At 32.3% G+C, this 16,689-nt stretch carries 19 protein-coding genes; 7 read left to right on the plus strand and 12 right to left on the minus strand.

Going from position 1 to position 16,689, the window contains the following annotated elements; all coding sequences use genetic code 11:
- Positions 1-51: 51 nt before the first annotated feature.
- The 6 genes from ACXHHC_RS00755 to ACXHHC_RS00780 form a co-directional block, all read right to left on the minus strand.
- Entirely contained in the window at positions 52-558 is a 507-nt protein-coding gene (locus ACXHHC_RS00755) for a cupin domain-containing protein (RefSeq protein ID WP_458227740.1), read from the minus strand.
- 30 nt (positions 559-588) lie between these two features.
- A complete protein-coding gene (locus ACXHHC_RS00760; RefSeq protein WP_458227741.1) occupies positions 589-1,287 on the minus strand; it encodes a helix-turn-helix transcriptional regulator in 699 nt (232 codons plus the stop codon).
- Between the two features lie 136 nt (positions 1,288-1,423).
- On the minus strand, positions 1,424-1,801 hold the full coding sequence (locus ACXHHC_RS00765) for a VOC family protein (RefSeq protein ID WP_458227742.1): 378 nt from the start codon (positions 1,799-1,801) through the stop codon (positions 1,424-1,426).
- Positions 1,802-1,876: 75 nt separating this feature from the next.
- Positions 1,877-2,473 (minus strand): hypothetical protein, encoded by a 597-nt coding sequence (locus ACXHHC_RS00770; protein ID WP_458227743.1) that lies wholly within the window; start codon positions 2,471-2,473, stop codon positions 1,877-1,879.
- Entirely contained in the window at positions 2,466-3,065 is a 600-nt protein-coding gene (locus tag ACXHHC_RS00775; RefSeq protein WP_458227744.1) for a CDP-alcohol phosphatidyltransferase family protein, read from the minus strand. The genes ACXHHC_RS00770 and ACXHHC_RS00775 overlap by 8 nt, the downstream gene beginning before the upstream one ends.
- 17 nt (positions 3,066-3,082) lie before the next feature.
- Positions 3,083-3,784, minus strand: a complete 702-nt coding sequence (locus tag ACXHHC_RS00780) for an LA_2272 family surface repeat-containing protein (protein ID WP_458227745.1) — start codon at positions 3,782-3,784, stop codon at positions 3,083-3,085.
- A 104-nt stretch (positions 3,785-3,888) separates the two neighbouring features.
- On the opposite strand from ACXHHC_RS00780, the gene ACXHHC_RS00785 reads away from it, so the two are divergent.
- Complete coding sequence (locus tag ACXHHC_RS00785; protein ID WP_458227746.1) at positions 3,889-4,854, plus strand: hypothetical protein; 966 nt, start codon at positions 3,889-3,891, stop codon at positions 4,852-4,854.
- A gap of 2 nt (positions 4,855-4,856) precedes the next feature.
- Here ACXHHC_RS00785 and bla read toward each other — a convergent pair whose 3' ends face one another.
- The 3 genes from bla to ACXHHC_RS00800 form a co-directional block, all read right to left on the minus strand.
- The gene (gene bla / locus ACXHHC_RS00790; protein WP_458227747.1) at positions 4,857-5,603 is read right to left on the minus strand and encodes a subclass B1 metallo-beta-lactamase; all 747 of its coding nucleotides are present in this window, start codon (positions 5,601-5,603) and stop codon (positions 4,857-4,859) included.
- Entirely contained in the window at positions 5,600-6,157 is a 558-nt protein-coding gene (locus ACXHHC_RS00795; protein ID WP_458227748.1) for a YIP1 family protein, read from the minus strand. The genes bla and ACXHHC_RS00795 overlap by 4 nt, the downstream gene beginning before the upstream one ends.
- A gap of 187 nt (positions 6,158-6,344) precedes the next feature.
- The gene (locus tag ACXHHC_RS00800; protein ID WP_458227749.1) at positions 6,345-7,214 is read right to left on the minus strand and encodes an SDR family oxidoreductase; all 870 of its coding nucleotides are present in this window, start codon (positions 7,212-7,214) and stop codon (positions 6,345-6,347) included.
- A 593-nt stretch (positions 7,215-7,807) separates the two neighbouring features.
- On the opposite strand from ACXHHC_RS00800, the gene ACXHHC_RS00805 reads away from it, so the two are divergent.
- Genes ACXHHC_RS00805 through ACXHHC_RS00820 form a run of 4 tightly spaced genes read left to right on the plus strand, consistent with a single transcriptional unit; the run spans position 7,808 to position 11,594 of the window.
- Positions 7,808-8,452: a Crp/Fnr family transcriptional regulator gene (locus ACXHHC_RS00805; protein ID WP_458227750.1), complete on the plus strand. Its 645-nt coding sequence runs from the start codon at positions 7,808-7,810 to the stop codon at positions 8,450-8,452.
- Positions 8,453-8,502: 50 nt separating this feature from the next.
- On the plus strand, positions 8,503-8,949 hold the full coding sequence (locus tag ACXHHC_RS00810; RefSeq protein ID WP_458227751.1) for a DMT family transporter: 447 nt from the start codon (positions 8,503-8,505) through the stop codon (positions 8,947-8,949).
- Between the two features lie 3 nt (positions 8,950-8,952).
- Positions 8,953-9,678, plus strand: a complete 726-nt coding sequence (locus tag ACXHHC_RS00815) for a GNAT family N-acetyltransferase (RefSeq protein ID WP_458227752.1) — start codon at positions 8,953-8,955, stop codon at positions 9,676-9,678.
- Positions 9,679-9,737: 59 nt separating this feature from the next.
- Positions 9,738-11,594, plus strand: a complete 1,857-nt coding sequence (locus ACXHHC_RS00820) for a B12-binding domain-containing radical SAM protein (protein ID WP_458227753.1) — start codon at positions 9,738-9,740, stop codon at positions 11,592-11,594.
- Between the two features lie 2 nt (positions 11,595-11,596).
- Here the strand turns inward: ACXHHC_RS00820 and ACXHHC_RS00825 are convergent, their stop codons facing one another.
- Genes ACXHHC_RS00825 through ACXHHC_RS00835 form a run of 3 tightly spaced genes read right to left on the minus strand, consistent with a single transcriptional unit; the run spans position 11,597 to position 13,672 of the window.
- Complete coding sequence (locus ACXHHC_RS00825) at positions 11,597-12,136, minus strand: RsmD family RNA methyltransferase (protein WP_458227754.1); 540 nt, start codon at positions 12,134-12,136, stop codon at positions 11,597-11,599.
- Positions 12,133-12,948 (minus strand): DUF3822 family protein, encoded by an 816-nt coding sequence (locus ACXHHC_RS00830; protein ID WP_458227755.1) that lies wholly within the window; start codon positions 12,946-12,948, stop codon positions 12,133-12,135. Before ACXHHC_RS00830 ends, ACXHHC_RS00825 begins: the two co-directional genes overlap by 4 nt.
- The gene (locus tag ACXHHC_RS00835) at positions 12,941-13,672 is read right to left on the minus strand and encodes a hypothetical protein (protein ID WP_458227756.1); all 732 of its coding nucleotides are present in this window, start codon (positions 13,670-13,672) and stop codon (positions 12,941-12,943) included. Before ACXHHC_RS00835 ends, ACXHHC_RS00830 begins: the two co-directional genes overlap by 8 nt.
- A 106-nt stretch (positions 13,673-13,778) precedes the next feature.
- Here ACXHHC_RS00835 and ACXHHC_RS00840 point away from each other — a divergent pair, with 106 nt between their 5' ends.
- Both ACXHHC_RS00840 and ACXHHC_RS00845 read left to right on the plus strand, forming a co-directional pair.
- Positions 13,779-15,209, plus strand: a complete 1,431-nt coding sequence (locus tag ACXHHC_RS00840) for an ATP-dependent DNA helicase (RefSeq protein WP_458227757.1) — start codon at positions 13,779-13,781, stop codon at positions 15,207-15,209.
- A 135-nt stretch (positions 15,210-15,344) separates the two neighbouring features.
- Positions 15,345-16,661, plus strand: a complete 1,317-nt coding sequence (locus ACXHHC_RS00845; protein WP_458227758.1) for a D-arabinono-1,4-lactone oxidase — start codon at positions 15,345-15,347, stop codon at positions 16,659-16,661.
- Positions 16,662-16,689 lie beyond the last annotated feature (28 nt).

Below are 16,689 nucleotides of genomic sequence, written 5' to 3' on the forward strand. Positions count from 1 at the left end.
TGCGGTTAAGAATTAAGAAGTCATCTACAATTTATAAAATTTTATTAAGTTTTAAATCCTTGTTAGCCTAGTAATTATTTCTGAGTGGCTAGGGAAAAGATTACTTAATTCCTTTCTATCTGCCAGTACAAAATCATCAAAATCAAAACCTGGAGCTACGGTGCAGCCCACTAAAGCATAAGAATTACTTTCTATAACATCGGCAGCAAACCAGTATTGGGCAGGAACCACAAATTGTGGTACTTCTCCGTTGTTAAAGTTATTTCCAATTAATACAGAGGAATATTCACCCTCTGGAGAAATCATATGTAATTTGATGGTAGTTCCTTTATAAAAATGCCAAAACTCGTCTTGGTTGATTTTATGAAAGGCTGAAAAAGTATCTGAGGTCAACAAGAAATAAATAGCAGTACTGTGGTTTCTATCTCCAGAAAACTCTTTAGACAAACTCGCTTTTGGAATACTTTGGGTACTTCTGTAGGTTTCTTTAAAATAACCTCCTTCTGGATGAGGTAGCAAGTTAAGTTGCTCAATAATTTGTTGGATTTCTTTTTCCATCTCTATTTAGGTTTCTACAAACCTAAACGATTATTTTTTATGTTCATAAGTATAGGCCTTAAAATAATCTTGTAAGTTAAAACCTCTATCTTCAAAAGTTTCGGGTAGAATTTTAAAGTGTTGAATTCTATCAATTCTAAAGGCTCTGTATTCGTTTCGTAAATAACACCAAGCAATTAAAATCCACTTATGATTGGTAGAGTAGAAGGCATAGGGTTCTATCTTTCGGAACGTAATATTGGGATCGTCTGCTTTTTTGTAGTTGATTTCTACAAAGTTGAGGTTGGTAATGGCCAACTGAATTTCAGACAAGGCATTACTTTGGATATTCTCATAGTAATTGTGGTCAAACACATGAATTTGACGTTCTAGACGTTCACTTTTTTCTTGAATAGAAGTTCTAAAGACAGATTTTATTTTGGTTAAAGCTTCGCTAAAATCACGCATAAAAGATTCGTCTTTGGTTTGCTTTACCAAATGTTGCGCTGTAATGAGTGCATTGGCCTGTTTTTCCGTAAACTGAACGGGGGCAATGTTATAACCTTCCATTAAAGAATAACCTCTTCCTTCTATGGTAGTTACGGGTACACCAGCTTCTTCTAGTTTGCGAATGTCTCTGTAGATGGTTCTTACGCTTACATCATACTTATCTGCCAATTCAGTTGCTGTGAGTAACCTTTTAGAGCGTAAGAGTGTTAGAATAGATATCAATCTAGGTAGTTGAGACATTGTGCAAATTAAAATATGAAATGATTGAAGAATTCAATGAATTTAGAGTGAAGATAGTAAATGTTTAGAAGCTTGAAAAGCGTATAGCTTATAGCTTAAAGTAAAACCATCGGTGTTAGCCGATGGTTTTAATAAATTAATTCCAAGAATGTAGAGCCAATCTATTCCCTTCAGAATCGATAAACTGAGCCATAAAACCATTCTCTCCAATGTCTGTTTTAGGCATAATTACTTTTCCTCCGGCAGCTTCTACTTTGCTTAAAGCAACGGATAAATCGTCACCACCATTTAAATAAATAGTAGGTCCATCCGTTGTTGGAGTTAACCCTTCCATTACAGCAATTCCCCCACCAACACCGTCACTATCCTTATCGTAAGGAAGCATACCGTATTTTACATTTTGTTCTGGCATATGATGATCTTCTACTTGTATGTCTAATACAGTTGTGTAGAATTCTTTTGCTCTTTCGTAGTTAGTTGCTGGAATTTCGAACCAATTGATTGCGTTTTTCATTTTATTTTTTGATGTATAAATTAAACTTACCAGCAAAATTAGGAGCCTAAGTGTCTGAATGTGTCAGGGGTGAAATTATTTCTTTCGATAAATGGAAGAACAAGAACCTTTGCTTCTTCCACCTCCACCAATTGAGAAACCCAACTCATTTATACTGTACTCAACCTTTAAAAAATTAGCAGAAATAGCAATTCGAGTTCGTTCAAACTGATGAACATATAAGATTGGCATAAATGGAATGATTAATATCTTAGCATTTAAGTAAAAATAGCCCTTGTAAATTTTTCCTTTTATAATTTCTTCAAAAACTAGCTTATCATCTCGATATACTTTAGCTAAGATTTTTCTACTAGAAATAACTTGAAGTTTTACTTCTACATTTCCTGTAATTTTTTGAAAATTTTGATCATACCAAAAGTTCTCAGGTTTTTTTAGTCTTAACAACACAGTTAAGTCATTATAGCTATTAATATTATTATAAAGTCCAGGGGAGTCATTAATACAACCAATAATAGAATCTGCTTTTATATTGTACTGACCGTTGAGTAGATTTATATTTTCCTTTGTTAAGTTTTGTTTTTGAATAGAGTCTATGTTGTATCTGTATAAAGAAATACAGCTTTGCAAGAGTAAAATAGATGTGATAAAAATATATATATGTAGCTTATCCATTAAAATAAATATTACGTTTAAAATCAATCCCTTTTCTAATTAAAAATGCGTGGTAAGCACTTGGAACATCATGTGTCCATTTGGGTAAGATTAAAACGATTAGAATTCGATCTACATGAGATAGTAAGCCCATAACAATTGTAGCATGAAAAGGAATGCCTGCATGGTTAAAACCAATTAACGATGTAAAAGCAATTAACAAGCTAATTCCCCAGAGTTTGGATAAGAAAGCATGTGTGCAAGTTTCTTTTTTAAATTTTACAAAACTAATTAGATAACAACCTATTTCCATAGCTAATATGGCTCTAATAGGGAAGATATTACTCATAATAAGCTCAGGGAATAGAATCCATGTAGCAAAACCGCACGACAACCAAAAAATCATATCGGTTTGACTGTCTAATCTTCTAAGAGTTTCAGAAGAGATTTGTTGCTTTCTTGCAATAATTCCATCTAAGATATCTGAGATTAAACCCAAATAAATTAAAATAACAATAGTTGTTCTTGAGGCATCTCCAATATAATAAGACAGTCCTACAATGATGGGAGCTAATAAGAAACGAAATAAAATAAGTGCTTTTGGTATGTTCATGATTATTAATTTTAGTATTAAAAATTCCAGTTAATAATTGGTAAAGAGCGTTTTTGGTTTTTGTTCCATAGGCCGAGTTGTATGCCTTTAAAGTTCTTTGCTTCATTGTAGATGCCAATTTGGATTCCGTTGCCTTTTTGAAGTATGTGATTGTCAAAACCAATTTGAATTCCATTGAATATTTTAGTGTGGTTTCCCCATGGACCTGAAATCATAATTCCATTTCCTTCATAAATTCCATTTCCCCCAAATGCTGCAACAATTCCATTGGCTCTTTCAATTGAATTTGTAATACCTGCAATAGAAATCCCGTTGTTTTTTCTACTTTGATGCATGAGTCCAGTAATAGAAATACCATGAGAGTCTATTTCCTCTGGAGTTCCCGTTGATATATTGATACCATAGACTTTCTGAGTTACATCTCCATTTGTAAGTTTTTGTTGGTGGGATGTATTATTACGTGAAATAGAATTGTTTGAAAATAGTAGATAGAGTACAGAGAGTGGTGTTGCTTCTATTCTTAATCCATAGGTGTTTGTGCTATTCTTTTTAGATAACATAAATGATGAGGTTGGGTAAAATCCCAAAGACATACCTACAATATTGGTGTTCTCGCTGTGGGTAAACCAAATAGGACCTCTAGTTTTTTTAGGTGTTGTATCTTGTCCAATCATGCTTAATGAGCAACATAAGAGAAACGATGTGATTATTTTTTTCATAAGATTTATCTTTTATTTCTTCTTCAAAACTATCTCGATAAACACAATTTTAATTTCTTTAAATAAGAATTTGTATTTTTATTTTTGTGAAAATCACAAAAACTATGTTTCAAGAGGAATTATTACATAGAATTAAAAAGCAAATAGGGGATAGTTCTCTAAACGAGGTAGTTGCTCAGGTTTTAGATATTGGTTACGATGCAGCCCATAGACGAACCAGTGGAAAAAGTAAATTATCTTTTGAGGAAGGAATTCTACTGGCCAAACATTTTAATTTGTCGTTAGATAGTTTGTTTTCAGTTAGTTCTAAACAGTTACTAACGGTAGAAAGAACAGCAACTATTACAAAAGAGAAGGAATTAGAAGCTTATTATTTAAGCTCTTACGAATCTTTGGTGCCAATGCTACATAAGAAAGATTGTAGTGTCTTGTATTCTGCTAAGGACATTCCTATTTTTTATACTTCGGAGAATGCACTGTTAAACAAGTTTAAAACCTATGTGTGGCTTAAAATTTTAGATTCCGATTTTAGAGATGTTTCGTTTGAGGATTATTCGCCTAAACCATCGCTTATAAAGGCAGGTAAAAAACTTAGCTCATTATACAATAACGTGAATAAAACAGAGGTTTGGGATGTAACTACAGTGAATAGTGTACTTAAACAGATTCATTTTTATTTTAAAGCCGAACAATTAACTTCTAATTCAGCTTTAGAGGTTTTAGATGGTTTACAACATTTAATAGCTACTATTCAGGACAAATTAAAACAGAACGATGGAACTTTTTTATTGTATTACAACGAAATTTTATTGATGAACAATACTGTTATGGTAAAAACACCTAAGGTAAAATCGTTATACGTACCATTTACCGTTCTAACTTATTTTTTAACCAAAGATATTGTAACCTGTAATGAAGCCGAAGCTTATTTTTCTAAAGAGTTAAAAAGTTCTAAGTTGCTAAATACAGCCGGGGAGAAAGAGCAAAATGTTTTCTTTAATAAAATGTTTAATAAAATAAATACCTTAAAAATGTTAATTAAAGCAACGGTAGATTTTGAGTTTGAATAAGGTTAATTGTTTTCAAACATCTGGATGGTATAATCTAATAACCCCATTCCACCTTCTTTTCCATGACCAGGAACTACAATTTGTAAGTTTGGGTATGCCGTTTTAATTTTAGCTACGGTTTTAGACCATTCTTTGGTGTTGGCATCACCTAGGTAGCCCTTACCAGATTTTAAAGCTTTTAACAAACATCCCCCAAACAAAGCTTTTTCAGAGGGAATATAACCAACAACATTATCTTCTGTATGTCCTTCCCCAAAGTATTTTACAATTACGTTCTCCTTTCCTATTCTAAATTTCTTTTGGGTTTTAAAACGTTTTTTAGGTAAAACAGTTTGAGTACTGTCTTTTTGTATCAGTTCAAATGTTTTCTTAGATACATAAGATTTAATGCTCTTTTCATGAAATGCTTTAATGCCTCCCAAACAATCATCATGGAAATGGGTAATGATAACAGCTTTTATTTTTGTGTTTTTTTCTTTTTGAATCCAATCAATTAATTCTTTAGAACTAGCATTGTCTATTGCGGTATCAAAAACAATTGCTTCCTTATTATTTATATAAATCATTCCATTACACCCTACTTTTCCAAAAGATTCTGTTTGAAGAAAAGAAACGTGTTTAAAAATAGTAGGAGTTATTTGTTTGACTTTTAGGATTTCGGAGTTGTAAGCATACTTTTTAGATTGGGAGAAAGAAGTTGTGCTAATTAAAATAATAGCGATTAGTAAAAGGGTGAGTTGTTTTGTCATAAGTAATACGAAAAGAAAATAGCTAGTGGAATTATATTCATTAAAACAAAAGGAATAATAGCTATAACGCTTTTTAAATATGAAAAATTGTTAAACCTTTTTATTCCTTTCAGAAGAATATTAAAATTGACGAACAAACATACATATAAAATAAAGTTTCTAAGATAGACTGTGTTCCATTCTTTTTCTAGGTATATTTTATTTTTAAGCAGGTAAACTAAAACTAAAAAGAGTATAGAAGGAGCTAGCTGATGTGCAAAAACCGAAATGATATCCGTGTGGTCTGCTTTACCTTTTAGTTTTTTTCCAATCCAATATATAAGTAAACTCATTAAGTTATACGCGATAATTGAAGAACTAATATTAAGGAACAATTCCCAGAAGAATTGAAAATTGAAGACATTAAATGTGAAATCATTTTTTGTTAAGAAGCTAAAAAATCCATAAAAGCCAAAAACAAAAAGGTTTTTTCTATATGATTCATCCTCGTAACTATTTTCAATAATCTCAAAAGCTTTTTTTGGACTAAAAGGAGCAATTAAATAGGAAATCATTTTAGCGCATTTTTTTTGATATTAAAGATATAAAATTATATAAACAGAATGTATTTCTTCCACTCATGTTTTAAGTGATGATTAGAGATGTTTATTTTAGCATATAATCCTGTGTTTAAGGAAACAACAACTTGAAATTTATCATGGCAAAGGCTCTGTAAATTCAAAGTGAGTTAATTATCATGAATTATAGCTTCGTAGCGGATTTCTTGTAAAAAGTTCTTAATCGTTGTGTACCATAAGTAGGAGCTATGTTGTCTTCTGCCATAAGTGTTAAGAAAAATTCTAAAGGACCATAGGTTTTTACGGACGTAAAAGTTCTTAAAATCCACAGTGTAAGTTTCCTCGTCCAATCGGGTAAGTGGATGATTTTTACGGGTTTGTTTAAGGAGGTAAAAGCAAGTCTTGCTATTTCGTTTAGACTTAATACATCTGGTCCTCCAATGTTGAATTCAGGATTGTTTTTAGCAATGTTATTAAGGATTGCAAAAGCAAGATCTTGTCCGTGAATAGGGTTAAATTTTTGTTCACCATTTCCAAATAAGTAAACTTTACCTGTATTGGCCATTGCTAAAAAATTTTTCATGTCCGAAAAGAAGCCATTGGGTCTAACAATAGTGTAATTCAAACCAGATGCTTTTAATGCATCCACAAATTTTTCTTTGGCTTGGAATATTTTTAAATGTCTGTATTTATCTCCATTAATGGCAGAAACGTAAATGAATTTTTCTACGTTCGCTTTTTTAGCTTCTTGTAATAAATTTAAATTGGCCTGATAATCAACATCTATATAGCTTAATCCATCTTTTTGACGAGTAATTCCAACGGTTGAAATTACAATATCAATATTTAGACAACTGTTTTTTAAGGTTGCTGCTTTTGTAATTTCGGCTTCTATTATTTTTACCGGTTTTTCAAAATTTAGTTTATTCTTAGAGGCTTTTCTTACAATAATATTTGTGCAGATATCGTGTGCTAATAATTCATGTAAAATATAATTTCCTAAATATCCAGAAGCACCAGCAAGTAATACGGTCTTATGTTTTAAATGTTCCATATTTGTGTAGTATTAAAAGTGTAAAATTCTTTTGATACGACAAAGTTGGGTGAATATAATAAGAGAATCGTCTTGTATTATAATTCCGAACGTTTTAGTGTATAAAAAAACTGACACATTTAGTTTGTAACAAAACGTGTCAGTTAACTAATAGAAAAGATTGGGTTTTATACTCTTAGAGTTTTCTTTAATAAGGTCTCTATATAGTTGGGGTAAACGAGTTTTAACCTGTCTTTTAATAGGTGTGGGGTAATTGGTAAATAAATGAGGTACGGGGTAGTACTTTAATTATTCGAGTTTTTCATTTAAATCTTATAAATGATCGTCTATGGCTTGAACCGATAACGAAAAATAAGAAGTTTTAGGGGGTGTCGAATTTTGACTCAAGTGGTTGACACTTGGGTTCGTAGCAATAAACTTTTTCATAGGGTATTTTTTTTCTTTTTTAAGATACATAAAAAAAACGATTAAAAATGATAAAAGTTATTTTTTTTGATGAAATAATTATAGAATATAGAATTTGAAGTAGTAAATTTGAAAGCATTGCTAGTGAGCAAAAGCTTAAAAAGTGTAAGTATAAGAAAGGGATGTAGATGAATAAACAGACTGAGAGTATCCAATTGTTAGCGTTAGAAAAATATAAAACTCAATTTTATACTACTTTAAACAAGTATGCTGTAGTTAGTCAAGAGTCCATAAACGAATTATGGAGTTTTGCTAAGGTAAGATCCATAAAAAAAGGAGAAACCATTCTAAGAAAAGGTCAAACTGCAACCAAAATGTATTTTGTTTGTAAAGGAATTCTTATTTCACAGTGGATAGATAATGATGCCAATGTACATATTAAAAATTTTTTCTTAGAAGGAAACCTAGCAGCTTCTACCGTTTCCTTATTACAAAATTCATCATCGGAGTTTGGATTGGAGTGTGTAGAGGATGGGGTGGTGTTAGAAATGGATTTTAGAAAGTACGAACAGCTTATTAAATCTAGAGACGATTTAAAAAACTTTTACATAGCCTACTTGGAACAGAGCTGGATTATAAAAAATGAAAAAAGACAAATTTCATTTGCTGCTCAGAGTGCAACAGAACGTTATCAAGATTTTTTATTGAATTATCCAACTTTATCGGTACGAGTACCTCAATGGATAATTGCTTCGTACTTAGGAATTACACCTACGCAGTTGAGTAGGATTCGAAAAAAAATGAAATTAAAAGCTTCGTATCAACATATGTAAATGCCCACTTTGTATTTGCACAGTACTTTTGGTTTACAATAGAAAATACAATGAATCAATTAGTACTATTTCTTTTAGCAATCATAGGAGGTGTTTTTTTAAGTGCTCATGGGGCGTTAAATGCAGGTTTGGGGGTTTGGCTAAAGAATCCTCTATTAGCATCGTTAGTAACTTTTGCGGTTAGTGCAGTATTTTCTACATTCCTTGTTGCGGCAAGTTTTAAAAGCTTTCCAAATGTTACAGAATTAAAAAAGATTCCAACATATCTATGGTTTACAGGTGGTATGTGTAGTGTTGTTGGAATAAGTTTGTACTATTATACCATTCCTAAACTAGGGCTTTCTACAATGATTTCTTTTGGACTCTTTGGCCAACTATTGTTTTCTGTAATTGCGGGACATTTTGGGTGGTTGGGCTTGCCTGTAGAACCTATAGCATTTAAGCGATTGTTGGGAATTGTATTGTTGTTATGTGGAATTGTAATTATTAATAAATAAGGTATGAGTTTGATAAATAAAAATATAGAGAATTTAGTGGCTATATGGAGCTTGGTAAACACACATATGAAAACATATCAAGAAACAGATGAGTTAGCATATGGGGTTTTAAATAATTCTCAATGGCCCAATAGGGTTTGGTTTAAAAACACAATTTCTCAAGAAAACTTAGAGGAAGCCATAAAGCTGTTAAAAAGTGCTGAAGCTCCTTTGCTAATTCCATGTTGGGATATTTATAATAAAAATGCTTACAAGTTGCTAGAGGCGAAAGGTTTGAACAAAAGGATTACACAAGTAGGTATGTCTTTAGCGTTATCGCAACAAGAATATGTGGTAGATGCTATTAGATTAGAAAAAGTAGATACAAGAACAAAAGCTGAATTGTGGAGTGAGTTGTTTACCAAAGCTTTTAAATATGTAATTGCTACAGAGGTGATAGAAGCAAATAAAAATCACTTAGATTTTGTAATAGCTTATCATAAAAATATACCTGTAGGAACAGTACTCTTGTATAAGAGTCACACAAATATATTAGGAATACATGCCATGGGAGTGGTGCCAGAACAAAGAAGAAAAGGTTTTGCAGAACAATTAATGAAGAGTATTTTAAACGATGCTGTTGCCAAAGGAATAAAGCATGCGGTGTTACAAGCTTCGGATGCAGGTAAAGGTTTGTATATAAAATTAGGGTTTAAAGAAGAGTTTTTGGTTAGAACTTATAGTCTTTAGAAAAATAATGAGCAAATAGTATTATAAAGCTATCTTTGTGCTTTATTTAAGATTGTTCTATGCCAGTTAAACTTCTACTAGTAACTCCACCTTTTACACAATTAAATACTGCTTACCCTGCAACTGCTTATTTAAAGGGGTTTTTAGAGTCTAAAGGAGTAGAAGTAACTCAAATGGATTTAAGTATAGAATTGTTTACTTCTATATTTACAGGAGAGTTTATAGATGCTGTTTTTAAGCAAGCTGAGTTGTTAGAAAATAATGATTTTCCTTTGGTGTGGAAATTTAGGGAAGATTACATCTCTAAAGTAGATACAGTAATGGACTATTTAAGAGTTCAAGAAGTAACAGCAGCTTACCAAATTGTACATAAAGATTTTTTACCGCAAGGGCATAGGAGAGTAAAACTAGAAAAAGATTTAAGTACTGAGTTTGGGCTACTAGGAATTTTAGACAAAGCCAAACATGTTGCGACACTGTTTGTAGAGGAGTTAGGAGATTTTATACAGGCAAATGTAGACGAGTTTTTTTCGTTTACGCGTTATGCAGAAAGTATAGCCAGAGCAGCATCTAGTTTTGATGAGATTGATGATTTATTGCAATATGAAACAACGCTGATTGAAGATGAAATGTTGTATTTACTAGAACAACAACTTCAGCAAGCGGACTATGATATGGTAGGCTTTACAGTTCCTTTTCCTGGAAATTTATTTTCGGCATTGCGTTGTGCACAGTACATTAAACAGGAGTTCCCAGCTATTAAAGTAGATATGGGGGGAGGATATTGTAATACAGAATTAAGAAGATTATCAGATCCTCGTATTTTTAACTATGTAGACTTTATTTCTTTAGACGATGGAGAAGGTCCGTTTTTAAGAATAACAGAGTATATAGAAGGGAAAATAAGTGCAAATGAATTAGAAAGAACCTATGTACTAGAAGAAAATAAGGTTGTCTACAAAGATAAGCAGCCCAATACTATTTTTCATCATAAGAATTTACCAGCACCTAGTTATGTAGGATTACCGCACGATAAGTATTTGTCTTTTTTAGATGTTATGAACCCAATGCACAGAATGTGGTCTGATGGTAGATGGAATAAGTTAACCATTTCGCATGGTTGCTACTGGAAACAGTGCTCTTTTTGTGATGTAACCTTAGATTATATAGGAAATTACCAAAATACAACTGCGTATGATTTGGTAAATAAAATAGAAAAGATTGTAAGTGAAACGGGTGTTACTGGTTTTCATTTTGTAGACGAGGCTGCACCTCCAAAGATGTTGAGAGCATTGGCGAATAAGCTAATTGAAAGAAAAGTATTTATAACTTGGTGGACCAACATTCGTTTTGAAAAAACATTTACATCGGAATTGTGCGATTTGTTAGCCAAATCTGGATGTATAGCAGTTACAGGAGGTTTAGAAGTAGCTTCTGATAGATTGCTAGCTAAAATGAAAAAGGGAGTGGATATTGCCCAAGTAGCAAGAGTCACTAGAGCTTTTTCGGATGCGGGGGTTATGGTACACGCATACCTTATGTATGGTTTTCCAACGCAAACAGCTCAAGAAACCATAGATTCTTTAGAAGTGGTTCGTCAACTCTTTCAAAATGGTTGTATTCAGTCAGCCTTTTGGCATCAGTTTGCTTGTACGGCACATAGTCCGGTAGGTAAAAATCCAGAAGAATTTCAAATAGAAATTGTTGGGCCTGAATTTAAAGGGTTTGCCGAAAATGATTTATTTCACAAAGATCCTAAAGGAACCAAGCATCATAAATTTAGTCAGGGGTTAAATATTGCTCTGCACAATTACCTAAACCATAAAGGATTTGAGATTCCTTTACCGGAGTATTTTGAATTTAAAGTACCAAGTACCACTCATCAAAGAGATTTGATTAAAGTGGCTCTTCAGTAAAATTATTCTACTTCAAAAAAGCTAAACATACAACCTCCGTAGCGTTTAGATTGGGTAAAATAAGGAGCGTTAGATAAATCTGTTTCTTGTGAGTGTTCTATAACCAAAGTTCCTCTCTCACTTAATAAATCATTCTCAAAAACCAGCGTTGCTATTTTCGAAAACTGTTCTTCTGTAAAGTCATAAGGAGGATCAGCAAAAACAACATCATAACTACCTTTGTGTTTTTCTAAAAAAGAATAAACATCTGTTTTTAAGGTTTGAATGTTTAAATCTAAATCTGTAGCCGTTTTGTTTATAAAATGAATACAACCACTGTGTTGATCTACAGCTAAGATATCTTCTGTACCTCTAGAGGCAAATTCAAAGCTAATATTCCCAGTACCCGAGAACAGGTCTAACACCTTTAATTCGTGAAAATAATACCAGTTGTTTAAAATATTAAACAGCCCTTCTTTGGCCATATCTGTAGTAGGCCTAACAGGTAAGTTTTTGGGAGCTACCAATCTCCTAGATTTATATTTTCCTGAGATAATTCTCATAGGTGTAATTGTAATAAATTAAAATTTTCTTGTGGAGAAGCTTGTATTGTGTCAGAGAGTTGCTCGTTTACTTTGGCATAAATAAGAATATTTCTGACATAGTTATACAATAACTGATAGTTTGGGTCTTCTTCGTTAATTTCGCCAAATAAATGTAAGTTAAATTCATTTGGGTTCATTTTTAACTGTTCTGCTACAAACAATATATAATAAGCAAAGTCTTCTTTGGTAGCATAACTAAAATGATTGTGTAATACCAATTTGTTGTTTTCTAACACAAAAAGCTGAAAATTATTTGCATACACATTTACAAACATCGTTTTAACATCTACTGTAAATGCTTTTAAAATATTTTCTAAGAAAACAGTAGAAGAGTGTAAGTAGGTAAACTCCCCAAAAGAATCAAAAATATAGTTGTTAATATTTACATAAGGAATGTAAACATTATTGGCTTCTACTTTGGGAATTTCATCGTAGCTAACAAAATCGTTTCTAAAGGTTTTAACCGTGTTTTTTAAATACTCGTGAACCAAGTCTTCATCAAAGTGAATTTTAGGAACAAACGTGTTTAAATCATTATGGTGAATTAATGTTAGTTCACCGTAATGTTGATGTAGTAATTCTTCTGTTTCAAAAACAGTTTTTACTTCGGCTAGCAATTCATTAGGAAGCGAAATCCTTTTGCTAAAAGGGATGTGTACTAAATTCTCGTACACATTAGTCGTTGTATTATACACACAAAAAGAAAATCCATCCGAACTAAGTTGGATGGATAAACTTTTATGATTGTATGAGTTATGCTCGTTACTCATTTTTTATCATTGCATCATATAAAGGAGGCCAATTTCCATTAACACTAACCTCGTCTAAAGAACCAATAGCAATTACTCCACCAGGAATATCATCTCCTCCTAAAGCTTCTTTCTCTTGCTTAATTAAAGATTTGCTTAATCCTTCTAAAATATCTGCTTTGTCAATTTGAACTTCAAATACAGAAGCTAAAACTTTATTAGCTCTTAAAATAGCAGAAGTTTCAATCTTAAATTGCTTGTCTGTTCCAGGAACAGTTAGCATGTTTTGATAGTCACGACCTTTAAAGATTTTGTCTTTAACAGGTTCCCATCCTACAGTATCTGTTACTTTTACTTCTACTTCAACCATTAAAGGAGACCAACTAGTACCTCTGTTCTCTTCTTGTATTTCAATACGAGAACTTGTAATAGGAAACTTCGCTGTATCAATGAATTGAATTAATCCTTCTCCGCTACTTGTAAACTTTCCTAAAATTGAGTTGTGTGCATCTTGTGCATCAGCAATCATTTTTAATTGTTTAATCACTTTTGCATAACGTACTTTCTTCTCTTTGTGGAACTTAATAGGTTCCATAATTCCACTATAGATTAAGTAAGATAAGTATCCAGCAGACGCTAATAAAACAATCGAAATAACTGGAGTTAATTTTACAGGCACAAATTTTACAATTACCAACGCTAACGCAACTGCAACGATTACCCCTAAAAGAATAAATAATATCATTTTTTCTAGATTAATTTTGAATGAACGAGAACAAATCTACAATTTTTTTTCATTCATAAAAACTTTTAAGACATTTTCAATCTTTATATTTGTGTAAAGCTTTTATATGATAAAATCTGCCTCTGAGTTTTATAAAAAACTGTACAAGAAGTTCCCTTTTGAACCTACCCAAATTCAGCAAAATCTGTTACAGCAGTTGGCTGAATTTTCTTTTGATAAAGATGATGATGCAATTTTTGTGCTAAAAGGGTATGCTGGTACCGGAAAAACGACCATAATGAGTACCTATGTAAATAATTTATGGGAGGTAGGTAAAAAGTTTGTTTTGTTAGCACCAACCGGTAGAGCTGCAAAAGTAATTTCTAATTACTCTAAGAAAAAAGCGTACACCATACACAAGAAAATATACCATCCCAAGAAACAGTCTAATGGAAATGTTGCTTTTGTAAAACAACCTAATAAGCATACCAATACCTTTTTTATAGTAGATGAGTCCTCTATGATAGCAGATGGTTCTGGTGATGTAACGCTATTTGATAAGAATTCTCTTTTAGACGATTTAATGGAGTATGTGTACAATGGTATGAATTGTAAATTGATTTTTATAGGTGATACTGCTCAGCTTCCTCCTGTAAAATCTGAATTGAGTCCTGCTTTATCTGATGAAACATTAGCGATAAACTACGACAAGAACCCTTATTTATTAGAGCTAGACGAAGTTACAAGACAGCACAAAAACTCAGGGATTTTAAACAATGCTACAGTTCTAAGGAATCATTTAGATGAAGACTTCTATTTAGATTTCCAGTTTAATTTAGATTTTCCAGATATCATCCGTTTGCAAGATGGTTACGATATAGAAGAAGCCATTGTAAATGCATACGATAGAGCAGGAGTAGAAGATACTGCATTTATTGTGCGTTCTAATAAAAGAGCCAACCAATACAATCAGCAAATTAGAACGAAGATACGTGGTCAAGAAAGTGAAATTTCTGCTGGCGATTATGTAATGATTGTTAAAAACAATTATTTCTGGTTAAAAGATAGTACAGAAGCAGATTTTATTGCCAATGGTGATATTGCTGAGGTTCAAGAAATATATGCTATTAAGGAATTATATGGTTTCCGTTTTGCCGAAGTTAGGCTTAGGTTAATTGATTACGTAGACTTAAAACCTATTGATACAGTACTCTTATTAGATACATTAACTTCCGAAACCCCTTCTTTATCTTACGAAGAGTCTAACCGTTTGTATAACGAAGTATTGTTGGACTATGCAGAAGAAAGGTCTAAGTATAGACAAATGTTGTCTGTTAAGAACAATCATTACTTTAATGCCCTACAAATAAAGTTTGCTTATGCTATGACCTGTCATAAATCTCAGGGAGGACAATGGGATACTATTTTTATAGAGCAACCTTACTTGCCCGATGGTTTGAATAGAGACAGCATGCGTTGGTTGTATACTGCGGTTACGCGTGCCAAAGAAAAGGTTTATTTAATAGGTTTTGGTAAAGAATATTTTGAACAAGATTAGTTTTACGGTTTAATGTGTAATGATTTAAAATAAACACATACTAAAGCTTTAGTTTTGTACTTGGAATTGTATGTTTTCTTTTGCATTTTATTAACAGTGTCAAACAAATTAGATAACCTAAGAATTTATTCTTTTATGTTGAATACCCAAAAATGGAAAAATTGGTCTAGTTCTTTTGAATCTACTCCAGATGTTATTTTGTATCCTACAACAGAAGAGGAAATTCTTGCCGTTGTTACAAGTGCTATAGAAACAAAACAAACTGTTAAGGTAGTTGGATCTGGGCATTCTTGGTCTAAAATAGGGCAGACTAAAGGTGGGTACTTACTCAATTTAAAAGCGTATAATAAAATTTTAAGTTGTAATTCTGATACTGGAATTGTTACGGTACAAGCGGGAGCTAGTTTAGAAGAAATAGCCAAATTTGCATTAGAGAACAATTTAGCTTTTGATAATTTGGGAACTATAGTGGTTCAGAGTATTGCGGGAGCTATTGCAACTGGTACTCATGGTTCTGGGGTAACACACGGTTCTTTAGATCAGAGTATTTTGGCTTTTACGGTAATAACTGCCAATGGAACTATCAAAACTTTTGATAAAGAAGTAGATGTAGAAAAATTTAATACAGCTGTTGTAGGATTGGGGGCCTTGGGAATTGTTTCTACAGTAACGTTAAAATTAGTTCCTAACTACAATTTAAAAATCACCACCAAATCGCTTTCTTTTGATGAGATGTTGGCAAACATTCCCAAAGCACTAACGGATGATTATATGCGTTTTTGGTGGGTGCCTCATGTAAATAAGGTACAGTATTGGGAGGCACATAAAACAACAGAAAGTACTTCTCAACAAAATTCTTTTAACAACTGGTATACCGATTTATTTCTAGGGAATTTTGTACACGAATTAGGATTGTGGTTTACCTCTTTCTTTAAAAAGAAGGTTCCTGCGTTAAATAACTTTATGTTTCAGAAGTTGCTAAGCAAAGAAGGTACTTACACAACGGATTTTTTAGATGCATTTACGTTGCCTATAAAAGTAAAACAAAAGGTAATGGAGTATGGAGTTCCTTTTGAAGCAACAGAAAGCGTATTAAAAAAAATAGAGCAACTGCTAAAAGAAAAGAAATACAATGTTCACATGCCTATAGAGGTCCGATTTGCACCAGAAAACAATGCTGCTTTAAGTATGGCTCACGGTCGCTTAACATGTTATATAGGAATTATTGCCTATCAACCTTTTGGAAAGGTACCAGATTATGATGCTTATTTTAAAGACGTTCATACTATTTTTGCAGCCCATGCTGGGAGGCCACACTGGGCAAAAGCAACACATTATACCAAAGATGAGTTGGTTTCTTTATATCCAAAATGGCAAGAATTTAGCACTTTACGTACTTATTTAGACCCTAAGGGTATGTTTATGAACGATTTCTTAAAAAGATTGTTTTAATAAACCTATGTCATTACTTTTCTACTTA

The organism is Wenyingzhuangia sp. IMCC45574, from assembly GCF_054182685.1.

Coding starts and splice junctions, on each gene's coding strand:
- ACXHHC_RS00755 (WP_458227740.1), bottom strand. CDS start 558: ATGGAAAAAGAAATCCAACAAATTATTGAGCAACTTAACTTGCTACCT.
- ACXHHC_RS00760 (WP_458227741.1), bottom strand. CDS start 1,287: ATGTCTCAACTACCTAGATTGATATCTATTCTAACACTCTTACGCTCT.
- ACXHHC_RS00765 (WP_458227742.1), bottom strand. CDS start 1,801: ATGAAAAACGCAATCAATTGGTTCGAAATTCCAGCAACTAACTACGAA.
- ACXHHC_RS00770 (WP_458227743.1), bottom strand. CDS start 2,473: ATGGATAAGCTACATATATATATTTTTATCACATCTATTTTACTCTTG.
- ACXHHC_RS00775 (WP_458227744.1), bottom strand. CDS start 3,065: ATGAACATACCAAAAGCACTTATTTTATTTCGTTTCTTATTAGCTCCC.
- ACXHHC_RS00780 (WP_458227745.1), bottom strand. CDS start 3,784: ATGAAAAAAATAATCACATCGTTTCTCTTATGTTGCTCATTAAGCATG.
- ACXHHC_RS00785 (WP_458227746.1), top strand. CDS start 3,889: ATGTTTCAAGAGGAATTATTACATAGAATTAAAAAGCAAATAGGGGAT.
- bla (WP_458227747.1), bottom strand. CDS start 5,603: ATGACAAAACAACTCACCCTTTTACTAATCGCTATTATTTTAATTAGC.
- ACXHHC_RS00795 (WP_458227748.1), bottom strand. CDS start 6,157: ATGATTTCCTATTTAATTGCTCCTTTTAGTCCAAAAAAAGCTTTTGAG.
- ACXHHC_RS00800 (WP_458227749.1), bottom strand. CDS start 7,214: ATGGAACATTTAAAACATAAGACCGTATTACTTGCTGGTGCTTCTGGA.
- ACXHHC_RS00805 (WP_458227750.1), top strand. CDS start 7,808: ATGAATAAACAGACTGAGAGTATCCAATTGTTAGCGTTAGAAAAATAT.
- ACXHHC_RS00810 (WP_458227751.1), top strand. CDS start 8,503: ATGAATCAATTAGTACTATTTCTTTTAGCAATCATAGGAGGTGTTTTT.
- ACXHHC_RS00815 (WP_458227752.1), top strand. CDS start 8,953: ATGAGTTTGATAAATAAAAATATAGAGAATTTAGTGGCTATATGGAGC.
- ACXHHC_RS00820 (WP_458227753.1), top strand. CDS start 9,738: ATGCCAGTTAAACTTCTACTAGTAACTCCACCTTTTACACAATTAAAT.
- ACXHHC_RS00825 (WP_458227754.1), bottom strand. CDS start 12,136: ATGAGAATTATCTCAGGAAAATATAAATCTAGGAGATTGGTAGCTCCC.
- ACXHHC_RS00830 (WP_458227755.1), bottom strand. CDS start 12,948: ATGAGTAACGAGCATAACTCATACAATCATAAAAGTTTATCCATCCAA.
- ACXHHC_RS00835 (WP_458227756.1), bottom strand. CDS start 13,672: ATGATATTATTTATTCTTTTAGGGGTAATCGTTGCAGTTGCGTTAGCG.
- ACXHHC_RS00840 (WP_458227757.1), top strand. CDS start 13,779: ATGATAAAATCTGCCTCTGAGTTTTATAAAAAACTGTACAAGAAGTTC.
- ACXHHC_RS00845 (WP_458227758.1), top strand. CDS start 15,345: ATGTTGAATACCCAAAAATGGAAAAATTGGTCTAGTTCTTTTGAATCT.